Below are 13065 nucleotides of genomic sequence, written 5' to 3'. Positions count from 1 at the left end.
ACTATTCGGCCTCCTCCTCGCGCCCGACCAGTGCCAGTGCACGAGCCTTGATGCCGCGCGTCGCGAGATAATGGACAAGCGCGTCTTCGCGGCCGTGCGTCACCCAGATTTCCTCCGCGCCGACCTCCGTCACGGTCGCGATCAGTTCCGGCCAATCGACGTGATCGGAAACGACGAGAGGCAGCTCGACGCCGTGCTGGCGCGCCCGGCCGCGCACGCGCATCCAGCCGCTTGCAAACGCGTTGACCGGATCGCCGAAGCGCCGCGACCAGCGATCTCCGAGCGCCGACGGCGGACACATGACGATGCCGCCGCTGAACTCCTTGGCATCTTCCGTCGTCGCCGGCCGTACATCGTCGAGATCAACGCCGAGCTTCTGGTAAAGCTCGGTCAGCGCGATGACGGCGCCGTGCAGATAGATCGGCGCATCGTAACCTGCATCGCGGATGACGCGGATCATGCGCTGGCACTTGCCGAGATTGTACGCGCCGATCAAATGCGTGCGATCCGGTTCCGCGGCCATCGAGCCCAAGAGTTTTTCAACTTCATGCGCCGCTTTTTCGTGGCGGAACACAGGCAGCGCGAACGTCGCCTCGGTGACGAAAACGTCGCACGGCACCAGCTCGAACGGCGTACATGTCGGATCGACGGCGCGTTTATAATCGCCTGAGATGACCGCGCGCTTGCCGGCCCATTCGAGGACGACCTGGGCGGAGCCGAGAATATGCCCGGCAGGCGCCAAGCGAACGCTGACGCCGTTGATCGCGATCGGCTCTCCGAGTGCCAGCGCTTGCAACGAACCGGCGCAGGTCTCTCCGTAACGCACCTTCATGATTTCGATGGTCTCGCGCGTCGCAAGCACGGCGCCATGCCCCGCACGCGCGTGATCGCTATGACCGTGCGTGATGATCGCGCGATCAACCGATCGGTGCGGATCGATATAAAAACCTCCGGGCTCGCAAAAGAGACCGGCCTCGCTCGGGTAGAGCCAGGTATCGACCGGAGGAGAAGACGAACTCATGGCGTGCTAACGCGCAAGGCCTCGAAAATGCCTCGCCAGCCTGACGATCCGGCCGCTTAGGCAATGATGTCGGGTAACAGCTTGTCTTCGATCTGCGTGATCTGATCTTTGAGGACGAGCTTCTTCTTCTTCAACCGCTTGACAAGAAGTTGGTCAGCCAGAGGGTTATCTTCAAGTGACACGATCTCGCAGTCGAGCTTTCTGTGCTCGGCCCGCAGGTTCACCAATTCTTCCCTGAGCTCGCGTTCGTCACGCCGCTCCATCACCAATGCCCTACCCCGCCCAATCGCTCGCAGCGTTTTGGGCGATTGCTTTTGATCTGGCAACAGGCAAACGCGAGATGCCTCAATGATGACTCTAATCGCGTGAAACTATTTCATAAATCTCTAACGCGCACACGGACGATTGCGGTGCAATGGAGATCAAATCTGCAAACCGGTGTTCGGAGACGTTGGACAACTCGCGAAACGTGTGGCAGCATTCTCACATCTGCAATCTCTTTTGGAGGCAAATGATGGCGATTACGGCTCATCTTGCAGAACTCGCGGAAAAGCACCGGGCCCTTGAAGAACGGATCGATCGGGTGGTTTCGGGTCCAGGATCGGACGACATCGAGATCCGGCGAATGAAGCAAGAGAAGTTGAGACTAAAAGACGAGATCGAACGGCTGAGACGCGAAACGCGTCACTAGACTGCCGGAAACCCCAGACATTTCATATGTAAAGCCCTGCCAGCGGAGCGTTTGAACGCCCGCCGAGCGGGGCTTTTGCATTTTCGGCCGCACGATTGTGCGTTCGTTTTGTCGTCTGAACACTTGGCTAAAAATTTTCGATCCCGATATTGCCAGTCTTATGGGTCGTCGTTTTTTTGCGCTTCGAAACAGGATTTTGGACGTTGACGCTTGAAAGGTGCGTCAGTATTTAACCTATAAGTTATTTAAATAAAGGGCTAAATATAAATGTCCCCCGATCGTCTCAGCGATATGTTCGCCGCGCTGGCAGACCCGACCCGGCGCGCCATTCTGGCGCGCCTCGCTATTGGAGAAACGTCGGTCACGGAGCTGGCAGAGCCTTTCGATATGAGCCTTCCGGCTGTCTCGAAGCATCTCAAGGTGCTCGAACGAGCAGGGCTCATCGCGCGCGGGCGCTCGGCGCAATGGCGGCCGTGCCGTCTCGAAGCGTCGGCCCTGAAGGATGTCGACGACTGGGTCGGGCAATACCGGAAACTCTGGGAACAAGATTTCGATCGGCTCGATGCGTATCGGCGCGAGCTGCAAGCAACGGAGAAAAAGCGTGGCTCAGCCAAGAGCAAGTGATCGGCATGCGGAACAACGACCGGCGTTGTCGGTCGATATCGTGCGCGTCTTCGACGCTCCGCGCATGCTCGTCTATCAGATGTGGTCGACACCGAATAATCTCGCCAAATGGTCGGCCCCGAGGGGGTACGCGATCCCCGCAGCGCGAACCGATTTCCGCGAAGGCGGGAGCTGGTATGCCCGTATGCTCGCGTTGGACGGCGCCGATCACCGCCTGCAGGGCCGGTACGTCGAAATCATCGAAGGCAGCCGCATCGTGTTGACGCATGCCTGGCTCGACGAAAAGGGCAAGCCGGGTCACGAAACGCTGATCACCATCAGCTTCGAGGACGAGGGCAAAAAAACGAAGATGACGTTTCGGCAGGAGGGCTTCGAGTCCGTCGTCTCGCGCGACGGCATGGCCAGCGGGTGGAAAGAATGCTTTGATCAACTCGGCGAGCAGCTCGCGCACATCGCCGGACCACCGGAACGCAGCAGATCGTAATGGTGTGGATTCGCGGGCCCATGAGCGTCCGCAGAGCACGACACCTCGAGGACCACCCATGACGGAAATCAGAGACAGTATTGAACCGTTCGTCCTGGTCCGCGTGTTCGATGCGCCGCGAGAACTGGTCTTCAAAGCGTTCACCGAGGTAGAGCACCTGCGACAGTGGTGGGGACCGAAAGGCTTCAAGGTCATCGCGGCGACGATGGATTTTCGATCCGGTGGCCTCTATCACTATGGCCTCCAGGCGCCGGACGGCACGGCGATGTGGGGCCGCTTCGCCTATCGCGAAATCGCCGCGCCCGAGCGCATCGACTACGTCAATTCGTTCTCCGATGAAAAAGGCGGCCTCGCGCGGCATGTATTCCACGAGGAATGGCCGCTCGAAATTCTATCGACGCTCGCTTTTGAAGACGTGGGATCGGGCCGCACCAAAGTGACTCTCTCGTGGGTCCCGATCAACGAAAACGCCGTCGAACGGAAAACCTTCGACGCGGGCCGCCAAAGCATGACGCAAGGCTGGGGCGGCACGTTCGAAAAACTCGACCACTATCTCGCCGAAGTGCAAGCGGGCGATCGTAAGGTGTAATGCAAGACATCCTCGGGCGCGTTGCCGAGGATGTCTTCAGCAGTCAGCTTTCGAATTATTTCGCCCGCCGCGCGAACGACACGGCGTACGCGGCCGAGCGCATCGGAAAGATCGTGTCGTTCGCCGGACCGTCGATGCCGTCGACCACATTCGTCGGATCGAAAACCCCGGCGTCGCACGTCTTGTCGTCTTCAAATCCTGCGATCGAGATCGTTCCAAGCGTCACCGATTTGCGCTGCTCTTCCGGCCATAGCTCCGTCGGATTGTCGACCGGATCGCCCGGCTCGCCAAGGATAGCGGTGAGCGTGAATTGTGCCGGACCCTTCGCCAGCCGTTCCTTGAGTTCCGGGCGGTAGAAATCCGGATCTTTCGCTTTCGCCTCTTCGTCCGTTAGGCCGACTTCACCGCCGACAGGCAGCGCTTTATACTTGATGACTTGCGTCTTGCCTTCGGCGTTCGTGAACGTGAAAGCGTGGATGCCCCAATAGTTGACGGTCGCGAAGCTCGCCGGGACCGGACGCGCATTGAGCCATTGGGCTTGTCGCGTCGAATTCGGATTGGCCTGGAAGAATGCGCCGATCTTCTCCTTATCCTTCGTTGCGACGGTCGTGAGCAACGACAGGAATTGATCGGGATCCTTGGCGACGAAAACCGGCGCCGAAATCATCAGGAGATCGGTCGTATTGCCGTTGCCGATGTCGAAGTGCAGCGCGATGCCGCGCACGTTGTCCTTCTGAAAGTTCGGAGCCGCTGGATTGCCGCCGCCCATCGAGAAGCGTCCGATCAGATTGACCGGCGTCTTGGCATTGAAGTGCGGTGCCTTTGAGAGACTCGCGGCGTCCGCCGTCGGCGTAAAGCTGCCTTTGACGCAGAAACCATGCGTGTGCGCTGCGCGGACACCATCGTGCGCTCCAAAGACTGCGTTGAGAGCATTGACCAGACTTTCCGCGTCCGCTTCCGCATGTGCCGGTGCTGCAGGTGAAAGAGAGAAAGCTGCGACAAAAATCGCGGCGGGAACGAGCCGTTTGAAGATCATAGTGCGATCCTTCACGTTGCTGTGGTGAAACTGCAGATAGACAGGGCCGCCGAAGTTCCTGTCATAGCGCCTTCGCTTCGGGATGTTCAATTGTTACAAATGAACATCCCGCGCGAGCCGTGCAGCAGTATTCCTACGCACGTTTCCCAACGGCAAGGTGAAGATTTTCATTCGCAAACGATGCGCCACGCGCTCAGGCAGCGTCGCGATGCCATTCCGGAAACGGGTCCGGAAGTTTGCGCCATGAGGTCGTGTCGATTGCAACGCCGGTTGCTGTCGCCATCAGGCACGCGTCCAGCTCCGCGATAATGGAAGCTTTGTTCATATCGCGCGAGCCGATGAACACGATTTCCTGGCGCCGGTCGCCCCACGTCTTGTGCCATCCCTTGTTGATGCGATCGAGAAGGCGTTCGTCCTCCGGCCAGTTCGTCTTCGGCACTGCCGCCCACCAATAGCCGATCGCCTCGTGCCGGACGAGTGCGCCCGCTTGACTGACTTCGCCGACCCACTGCGGCCGCGTCGCCAGCCAGAAAAAGCCTTTTGCCCGAATGACGCCGGGCCACGCCGTGTTAAAAAACGCGTGCAGCTTTTCAGGCTCGAACGGTCCGCGCGCCCGATAGACGAAGCTTGAAATTCCGTATTCCTCCGTCTCGGGCGAATGGTTCGCGAAGCCGTTCAACTCCTTGAACCACGTCGGATGCCGATGCGCCGGGTCGAAATCGAATAGCCCGGTATTGAGGATATCGCGCGCCGCGACGTTGGCATGGCTCGTCTCGATGATCCGCGCGTCGGCATTGAGCGCGCGAACGATGGCCCGCGCCGCTGCAACCTGGCTTCGGTTGGCGATGTCGACCTTGTTGATGACGACGACATCGGCAAACTCGATTTGCTCGACGAGCAAGCCGACCAGCGAACGCCCGTCATCCGCGCCCGCGGCGTCTCCGCGATCACGCAGAAAATCGACGGATGAATAATCCTTGAGCAGATGCGCGGCGTCGACCACGGTCACCATCGTGTCGAGACGCGCGACATCGGACAAGCTCTTGCCGGTTTCATCGCGGAACTCGAAAGTCGCGGCAACGGGCAGCGGCTCGGCGATACCTGTCGACTCGATCAGCAGGTAATCGAAGCGGCGCTCTGCCGCCAGGCGATGAACTTCCTTCAGCAGGTCATCGCGCAGCGTGCAGCAAATGCAGCCGTTCGACATCTCGACCAGCGTTTCATCCGTGCGCGAGAGATCGGCTCCGCCCTTCGCGACGAGGTCGGCATCAATGTTCACCTCGCTCATATCATTGACGATGACCGCGACTTTCAAGCCTTCGCGATTATTGAGAACATGATTGAGCAGAGTGGTTTTTCCGGCGCCGAGAAAGCCGGACAGGACCGTGACCGGCAGACGCTCGTCCTTCGTTGCAGCTTCGGCCCGCAAGTGCGCGTTGATTGTCTCGTCCATCAGCATGTCTCCTAAAAACCGAGGCGGCTTCAATAGTGTATGTTATAATATCCGTCAAGTGCGGCTCCCAGTGCTGGGGATGCGGATGCGTCGTGCGCGAACGGTCACGCGGGGCGAACGATTGTGCTTCAAGAAAGATCTTGCGGCGCAACATCTGCAGAGCAGCAATTGATCTGCGGCAAATTTTTTTAATCTTTGGCGTAATCAATTCGTGCAGGTCGTCGGTTACACGCCTTGCCACGTGAGCCGACGCATCTTACCCTTATTGAATAAGGGCCTGTCACACGGTGAATCTGATGACGGAAACCTGCACGCAGCCAATCTCAAAAGCTGAAGTCGATCGCTTCCTGTTCGGTAAGCACATTACCGGCTGTCCCGTTTGTGGTCGGTTTCGGTCGCAATGCGATGTGGATGTTCACACGCTGACCTGCCAGCGCGCTGACCCATCGTCCACCGCGCCGGTCAATGTGCTGATGATCGTTTGCCAGAACTGCGGCGCGATCCAGTTCCATGACCGGAGCGTGATTTCGCATTGGCTCGAATGCCAGAAGCGGGTGTTGGTGAAGTAGCGATCAACTGACGCTGATACCGCGAGCGGCGTCTCGAACGGACGCCGCCCCGGATCAAGCGTCTTTGGCCATTTCCCGAAGTTTGAATTTTTGAATCTTGCCGGTCGATGTCTTCGGCACCTCGGCGAACACCACGCGGCGCGGAACCTTGTAGCGCGCCAGCCCCTGCCGGCACCACTCGAGGATTTCCTCTTCCGTTGCGGTCGTGCCGGAGCGAAGTTCGACGAACGCGCACGGCGTCTCGCCCCATTTCTCGTCGGGCTTGGCGACCACCGCGCAGAACGCGACGCTCGGGTGTTTGTAAAGCACCTCCTCGACCTCGATCGACGAGATGTTCTCGCCACCCGAAATGATGATGTCCTTGGAGCGATCCTTGAGCTGAATGTAGCCGTCGGGATGCAGCACGCCGAGGTCGCCGGAATGAAACCAGCCCCCGGCGAAAGCCTCGTCCGTCGCTTTCTCGTTCTTGAGATAGCCTTTCATGACGATGTTGCCGCGGAACATGACTTCGCCGAGCGTTTCGCCGTCGGCCGGGACTTCGGTCATCGTCTCCGGGTCCATGACGGTCAGGGCTTCAAGCGCCACATAGCGAATGCCTTGTCGGATGCGCTTGGCGCTCCGCTCCGGTGCGGGGAGGGCGTTCCACGACGGGTCCCACTCGTTGATCGTCGCCGGCCCATACGTTTCGGTCAGGCCATAAAGATGCGTCAGCTCGAAACCCGCATCGGTCATCGCGGAAATGACGGCTGCGGGCGGCGGCGCGGCGGCGTGATTGAATGCCACGACATGCGAAATCTGACGCTTCTCATCCGGCGCCGCGTTGAGCAACGTCGCCATCACGATCGGTGCTCCGGAAAGATGCGTAACCTTATGATCGGCGATTGCATCATACATCGCCTTGGCGCGCACCCAGCGAAGGCAAACGTGCGTGCCTTGCGCCAGCGTCACTGACCACGGGAAGCACCAGCCGTTGCAGTGAAACATCGGCAGCGTCCAGAGATACACGGGAAAGCGCGTCATGCCGGTCGAGATCGTGTTCGCGTAGCACATCAGCGCCGCGCCGCGATGATGATAGACGACGCCTTTCGGATTGCCCGTCGTGCCGGACGTATAGTTGAGCGAGATCGCCTCCCACTCGTCCTCCGGCCAGCGCCATTCGAAATTGGGATCGCCGTTGGAAACGAAGGCCTCATAGTCGTCGGCGGAAAGCGCTTCGCCCGTCTGCGGAAATTCCGGATCATCGTAATCGATGATGATCGGCTGCGCTTTTGCGAGCGCCAGGGCCGCCTTCATCGTGGCGGAGAATTCGCGATCTGTGAGGAGCAGCTTCGTCGCCGCGTGATCGAGTTGAAAGGCGACGACCGCCGCATCGAGCCGTGTGTTGATCGTATGCAGAACGGCGCCCGTCATCGCCACGCCGAAGTGCGCTTCGAGCATCGCGGGTGTATTCGCGAGCATGACGGAAACCGTATCGCCTCGGCCGATGCCGCGCGCCGAAAGCGCGCTCGCGAGCTGCCGGCAGCGCTTGTAGAACTCCGCATAAGAAATGCGCGCATTGCCGTGGATGATCGCGATGTGCTCGGGAGCGGCGACCGCCGTGCGGGCAAGGAATGAGAGCGGCGTCAGCTGCTGGTAGTTGGCAGGATTCTTATCAAGGTTTTGCTCGAAAGGGTTCGACACGTGTGCTGCCCCGAAAAATTTCAATTCAACCGCCGACGTTGCCGGCGCATTGACCGCGCGCAGGTTTGACATCGATGCGACGCTAGCGAATGCCCCCTGTCGCATCAATCCTGGATTCTCCCACCCTGAACGCCAGCGCCTGGGTTCGTGCGCTCCCGCAGCGGCGGAGAGCGCCAATCGTTTTTTCGAGCGCCTTTTGCAGCGTTTTGCAGGGCTGCGAGATACGACTCTCGTATCATGCTTCAAAATTGCATATTGATGTATAAAACATCAAATATTAGTGTTGAAGCTTGGACAGGGTGAGGTGTAGGTGATCACAGCAGCGCAGATGCGGGCCGCGAGGGCTCTTCTCGGCATCGACCAGCAGACGCTTGCCGAGCGTGCGGGCGTCTCGTTGCCGACGATCCAGCGCATGGAAGCAAGCGAAGGCAATGTGCGCGGCGTCGTCGCCACGCTGATGAAGGTCGTCGGAGCTTTCGACGCCGGGGGCGTCGAGCTCATCGGCGAGAGCACGCCGAGCATCGGACAGGGCCGCGGCGTTCGCATGAAGGAGCGCGCTGCCGTTACGGTGGCCATGCCCGCGCCTGAGCCGGTTCGAAAAAAACGGGGCTTGCTGCGCACGCCCGATTGATCGCCAGACCGCGCCCCGCACGGCGTGGTGGTCTACCCATTCGAGAGAACGACGATGTCTATGTCCACGATGGCCGGAACGAAGCGCGCGACGCCGAGTCTTGCGGAGCTTTTTACACCAAAGCTCATAACGGTTCTGCGCGAAGGCTACGGCATGGCCGCGTTCCGGGCCGACGCGGTTGCCGGTCTCACCGTTGCAATCGTGGCATTGCCGTTGTCGATGGCCATCGCGATCGGCTCCGGATTGTCGCCGGAGAAAGGATTGTTCACCGCCGTCGTCGGTGGCTTCCTGATCTCGGCCCTTGGCGGTAGCCGTTTTCAGATTGGCGGCCCCGCTGGTGCTTTCATCGTCCTGATCGCGTCGATCGTGGAACGCGCCGGCTACGACGGTCTGGTGCTCGCCACGGCGATGGCCGGCCTCATCATGATCGCCGCCGGTTTCCTGCGCATCGGGACATACATCAAATACATTCCCTTTCCAGTGACGGTCGGCTTCACGACGGGCATCGCCGTGATCATCTTCGCCAGCCAGGTGAAGGACATGCTCGGCCTGGATATCGCGCACGAGCCAGCCGCCCTCATCCCAAAAATCGAGGCAATTGGCGCCGCGATCGGCTCGATCCGGCCATCGACCGTATTCGTATCGCTTCTCGCGATCGCCATCATTCTCGGCATCCGGCGCGTCAGGCCGCATTGGCCGGGCATGCTCATCGCCGTTGGCGTAACGGCAATCCTGACGGCGTTTATGCATCTTGATGTCGCGACCATCGGCTCACGCTTTGGCGGCGTCCCGCGCATGCTTCCCGCGCCGCACTTCCCGGACGTCAGTCTCGCGAAAATCCAGGCGGCGATCCCGGATGCCCTCTCGATCGCGCTCCTCGGCGCCATCGAAAGCCTTCTCTCCGCCGTCGTCGCAGACGGCATGACGGGCCGCAAGCATCGCTCGAATTGCGAGCTCGTCGCCCAGGGTGTCAGCAATTGCGCCGCCGTCATGTTCGGAGGCATGTGCGTGACAGGCACGATCGCGCGCACCGCCACCAATATCCGCGCCGGAGCGCACGGCCCGGTTTCGGGAATACTGCACGCAGCCTTCGTCCTGTTGTTCATGCTGATTGCGGCGCCGCTCGCGATCTACATCCCGCTGGCCGGGCTCGGCGGCGTCCTCGCCATCGTCGCATGGAATATGGCCGAGAAACGCGAATTCGTGAGCCTGATGCGGGCGTCGCGTGGCGATGCGGCCGTCTTGCTTGCGACGTTTCTGCTGACGATCTTCGTTGACCTAACAACCGCCATTGCCGTCGGCGTTACGCTCGGCGCATTCCTCTTTCTGCATCGCATGGCCGAAGCCGTGGAAGTCGAGACCGGCGGCGTGCTGATTGCCGACGACCAGGCCGATAGCGCCGAAGGCGACGGAAGGGAGATGCCGCGCATCACCGACGACGGCGTTATGGTTTACCGGATTTCAGGCGCATTCTTCTTTGGCGCGACGGCGACCGTTGGAGCCGTGCTCGACCGCATCGGTGCCCAGCCGAAAACGTTCGTGCTCGACTTCTCCGAAGTCCCGCTCGTCGACAGCACCGCCGCCAAATCGCTGGAAGGCTTCGCGAAGAAGCTCAAGCGGGCGGGTACGACGGTCTACTTTACGTCAACGAGCAAAAACATCCGCCGTGCATTGCTGAACGCCGGTTTGCGTCGGCCGCTAGTCCACTACGCCGTGGGAATCGAGGATGCGCTCGCCACGATCCGCGAGGGCGCGCACGAAGAAGAATAGGTCCGGCCCGGTTATTCGCCGTCCGGCTCCTTCTTCTCTTCTTTCTTACTCTCGTCCGCGTCCTCGTCCTCGTCGGTTTCTTCCGCCTTGGGAGAACTCATACCCTTGAGCTTCGCGAAGACGCGAGCCTGCTCCTGTTCAGGGGTTTCCTCTGGCGCTTCCTCGGCGGCCTTCGGTGCCAGGATCTGAGCGGTCGTGGATGACGCCGTCGTCTCGGAGGCGGGCAGTAGCGTCCCGGCCTTCTCATGATCGAGACCTGAATCCTTGCGATCACGCTCTGTGCGCTTCGCCGCCTTCTTCACCTCGGCATCGAGGTCGATCTGCGAGCAAAGTCCGAGCGTCACCGGGTCCTGCGGCGTCAGCTGCGCCGAGTTCCAGTGCGTGCGGTCGCGGATCTGCGCGATGGTCGGCTTCGTCGTGCCGACGAGGCGCATGATCTGGCTGTCTTTGAGTTCGGCATGATTCCTGAGCAGCCAGAGCACGGCGTTGGGCCGGTCGTGGCGGCGCGACACGGGCGTATAGCGCGGGCCTTTGCGCGTCTGCGGCAGCGGCGGCAGCTGCACTTTGCTTTCCGCGAGTTGCAGCTTGTGCGACGAGTCCTTTTCCGCCTTCGCAATCTCTTCGCGCGTCAGCTGGCCGTTCGTGACCGGGTCCATGCCCTTGATGCCCTGGGCGACTTCGCCGTCGGCGATGCCTTTGACTTCGAGAGGATGCAAGCCGCAGAATTCAGCGATCTGGTCGAAAGACAACGCCGTATTTTCCACCAGCCAGACGGCGGTGGCTTTCGGCATAAGGGGGCGGCGGTCGCTCATGGACAATCCTCTTTCGGTCTTCCGCAGGCATCCGCGAAAGGCAGCACAAAGGTAAATTAAAGGGAATGGCCGCTTATAGCGCTTTCGAGCCAGCGGACGCAAGGCTGGAATAGCCTCCAGAATGCAAGAACGCCGCAGCCCGAAGGCCCCTCGCGCAGTTGCGGGCGGTGTTTATGAGGCGTTAGTGTCGCGCCGGCGAGTTTGGGGCGACCTGAGCTGGATCAATGCAACGAGGACTAATGGAATGCTCGCGACAGCCGGTCGGACCAAATATTTTGAGGACTTGGAGGTCGGCCAGGAAGCCTCGATGTCGCGCATCGTCAGCGACGCGGACATCGTTGCCTACGCGGCGCTGTCGGGGGACTAGAACACGGTGCACCTCGACGCCGAATACGCCTCGGGGACGATATTCAAGGAACGCATCGCGCACGGCATTTTGTCGGCGGGTTACATCTCTGCCCTCTTCGGCATGAAGTTGCCAGGCCCGGGCGCGATCTACGTGTCGCAATCGTTGTTCTTCAAAGGGCCGGTCAAGATCGATGATCGCGTCGAATCGCTTGTCCGCATCATCGAGCTTATTCCTGAGAAAAAGCGGGCGCGGTTCGATTGTGTCTGTACGGTCGCGGGCAAACCCGTACTCACCGGCGAAGCCGTCCTGATGGTTCCCTCGCGCCCGAAGTGAGAGCAGGATAGGCGCGAAAATTCTTCAAGCAGCGTCGGGATTGAAGGAACGCGCAGCGCATGCACGTCATTCACGGCCATAAGCATGTGCCGCCGGAGCATCGCGGCGCGTCGATTGCGATCGGCAACTTCGATGGCGTTCATCGCGGTCATCGCGCGCTGATCCGCGAGGCGAAGGCCAAGGCGCGAGCCAAAGGCGCGCCGTCGGCGGCGATGGTCTTCGAACCGCATCCGCGCGAGTTCTTTCAGCCGAACGAAGTGCAGTTTCGCCTGACGACACTGACGCGCAAGCTCGCGATTTTTGAGAAGCTGGGTCTCGATTTGGTTTTCGTCGAACCCTTCGATGCAGAACTTGCGGCGCTTCCGGCGGAAGCCTTCATCGAGCGCGTTCTCGTTGCTGGCTTGGGCGCGACGCACGTCGTCATCGGCTACGATTTTTATTTCGGCCACAAGCGCAGCGGCAATCCGGAACTGATGCTTCGGTCGGGCGAAGAGCTTGGCTTCGGCGTCACCGTCATGCCGCCGATTGCCGAGGACGGCGCGGTCTTTTCATCCTCCGGCGTTCGCCTGCATCTGGCGCAGGGCGACGTCAAAGGCGTGACCCACATGCTCGGCGAGCCGTGGCGCGTCTCGGGCCGCGTCATAGGCGGCGCCAAACGCGGAACCGGCATGGGCTTTCCGACCGCCAACGTTCCGATGCCGAAAGGCACGACGCTCGGTCACGGCATCTACGCAGTGCGCACGCATCTCGACGGCCGGACTTACGATGCGGCGGCCTACCTCGGGACACGTCCGACCTTCGACGACGGCCATCCCGTGCTCGAGGTTTTCCTGTTCGACTTCAATGGCGACATCTACGGCCGCGAGATTGAAGTCGAGTTCATCGACTTCATCCGCGCCGATCGCCGGTTCCGCTCGCCCGAGGAACTGGTTGAGCAGATGGAAGCCGATATCGCGCAGGCGAAAGCGGTGTTGGCGGCCAACTGAGCCCGCGTCCGCCTGCGTTTGTGTCAGGCTTCGTTGC

14 protein-coding genes and 1 pseudogene are annotated in these 13065 nt (G+C 60.6%); 9 read left to right on the top strand and 6 right to left on the bottom strand.

Going from position 1 to position 13065, the window contains the following annotated elements; genetic code table 11:
* Nucleotide 1: 1 nt before the first annotated feature.
* Both WC026_RS02720 and WC026_RS02715 read right to left on the bottom strand, forming a co-directional pair.
* A complete protein-coding gene (locus WC026_RS02720) occupies nt 2–1021 on the bottom strand; it encodes a ligase-associated DNA damage response exonuclease (RefSeq protein ID WP_372709268.1) in 1020 nt (339 codons plus the stop codon).
* Nucleotides 1022–1077: 56 nt separating this feature from the next.
* Nucleotides 1078–1284, bottom strand: a complete 207-nt coding sequence (locus WC026_RS02715) for a DUF465 domain-containing protein (RefSeq protein WP_372709267.1) — start codon at nt 1282–1284, stop codon at nt 1078–1080.
* Nucleotides 1285–1436: 152 nt separating this feature from the next.
* Here WC026_RS02715 and WC026_RS02710 point away from each other — a divergent pair, with 152 nt between their 5' ends.
* The 4 genes from WC026_RS02710 (at nt 1437) to WC026_RS02695 (ending at nt 3409) form a co-directional block, all read left to right on the top strand.
* Nucleotides 1437–1712, top strand: coding sequence for a YdcH family protein (locus tag WC026_RS02710; RefSeq protein ID WP_372709266.1), 276 nt, complete (start codon nt 1437–1439; stop codon nt 1710–1712).
* 267 nt (nt 1713–1979) lie between these two features.
* The gene (locus WC026_RS02705; RefSeq protein WP_372709265.1) at nt 1980–2336 is read left to right on the top strand and encodes an ArsR/SmtB family transcription factor; all 357 of its coding nucleotides are present in this window, start codon (nt 1980–1982) and stop codon (nt 2334–2336) included.
* Nucleotides 2314–2820 carry an SRPBCC domain-containing protein gene (locus WC026_RS02700; RefSeq protein WP_372709264.1) on the top strand — a complete coding sequence of 169 codons (507 nt, stop codon included), beginning with the start codon at nt 2314–2316 and terminating at the stop codon, nt 2818–2820. Before WC026_RS02705 ends, WC026_RS02700 begins: the two co-directional genes overlap by 23 nt.
* 58 nt (nt 2821–2878) lie before the next feature.
* Nucleotides 2879–3409: an SRPBCC domain-containing protein gene (locus WC026_RS02695; RefSeq protein WP_372709263.1), complete on the top strand. Its 531-nt coding sequence runs from the start codon at nt 2879–2881 to the stop codon at nt 3407–3409.
* A 55-nt stretch (nt 3410–3464) separates the two neighbouring features.
* On the opposite strand, the gene WC026_RS02690 is transcribed toward WC026_RS02695, so the two are convergent.
* Both WC026_RS02690 and zigA read right to left on the bottom strand, forming a co-directional pair.
* Complete coding sequence (locus WC026_RS02690; RefSeq protein ID WP_372709262.1) at nt 3465–4445, bottom strand: catalase family peroxidase; 981 nt, start codon at nt 4443–4445, stop codon at nt 3465–3467.
* Nucleotides 4446–4638: 193 nt separating this feature from the next.
* Nucleotides 4639–5898, bottom strand: coding sequence for a zinc metallochaperone GTPase ZigA (zigA, locus tag WC026_RS02685; RefSeq protein ID WP_372709261.1), 1260 nt, complete (start codon nt 5896–5898; stop codon nt 4639–4641).
* A 296-nt stretch (nt 5899–6194) separates the two neighbouring features.
* Between zigA and WC026_RS02680 the strand changes: the two genes are divergently transcribed.
* Nucleotides 6195–6467: a hypothetical protein gene (locus tag WC026_RS02680; protein WP_372709260.1), complete on the top strand. Its 273-nt coding sequence runs from the start codon at nt 6195–6197 to the stop codon at nt 6465–6467.
* Nucleotides 6468–6521: 54 nt separating this feature from the next.
* Here WC026_RS02680 and WC026_RS02675 read toward each other — a convergent pair whose 3' ends face one another.
* Nucleotides 6522–8147: an acyl-CoA synthetase gene (locus tag WC026_RS02675; protein ID WP_372709344.1), complete on the bottom strand. Its 1626-nt coding sequence runs from the start codon at nt 8145–8147 to the stop codon at nt 6522–6524.
* Nucleotides 8148–8457: 310 nt separating this feature from the next.
* On the opposite strand from WC026_RS02675, the gene WC026_RS02670 reads away from it, so the two are divergent.
* Both WC026_RS02670 and WC026_RS02665 read left to right on the top strand, forming a co-directional pair.
* On the top strand, nt 8458–8778 hold the full coding sequence (locus tag WC026_RS02670; protein ID WP_372709259.1) for a helix-turn-helix domain-containing protein: 321 nt from the start codon (nt 8458–8460) through the stop codon (nt 8776–8778).
* Between the two features lie 54 nt (nt 8779–8832).
* Complete coding sequence (locus WC026_RS02665) at nt 8833–10548, top strand: SulP family inorganic anion transporter (RefSeq protein ID WP_372709258.1); 1716 nt, start codon at nt 8833–8835, stop codon at nt 10546–10548.
* 11 nt (nt 10549–10559) lie between these two features.
* Here WC026_RS02665 and WC026_RS02660 read toward each other — a convergent pair whose 3' ends face one another.
* Nucleotides 10560–11360 (bottom strand): DUF1013 domain-containing protein, encoded by an 801-nt coding sequence (locus WC026_RS02660; RefSeq protein ID WP_372709257.1) that lies wholly within the window; start codon nt 11358–11360, stop codon nt 10560–10562.
* A 244-nt stretch (nt 11361–11604) separates the two neighbouring features.
* Between WC026_RS02660 and WC026_RS02655 the strand changes: the two are divergent.
* Together WC026_RS02655 and WC026_RS02650 are read left to right on the top strand one after the other, a co-directional pair.
* A pseudogene (locus WC026_RS02655) lies at nt 11605–12042 on the top strand (MaoC family dehydratase).
* Nucleotides 12043–12101: 59 nt separating this feature from the next.
* Nucleotides 12102–13028, top strand: coding sequence for a bifunctional riboflavin kinase/FAD synthetase (locus WC026_RS02650; RefSeq protein ID WP_372709256.1), 927 nt, complete (start codon nt 12102–12104; stop codon nt 13026–13028).
* The last annotated feature ends 37 nt before the right edge of the window (nt 13029–13065 follow it).

This window comes from Hyphomicrobium sp. (assembly GCF_041674905.1).
Lineage (GTDB): Bacteria > Pseudomonadota > Alphaproteobacteria > Rhizobiales > Hyphomicrobiaceae > Hyphomicrobium_B.
This window is presented reverse-complemented; position numbering and strand designations above follow the sequence as displayed.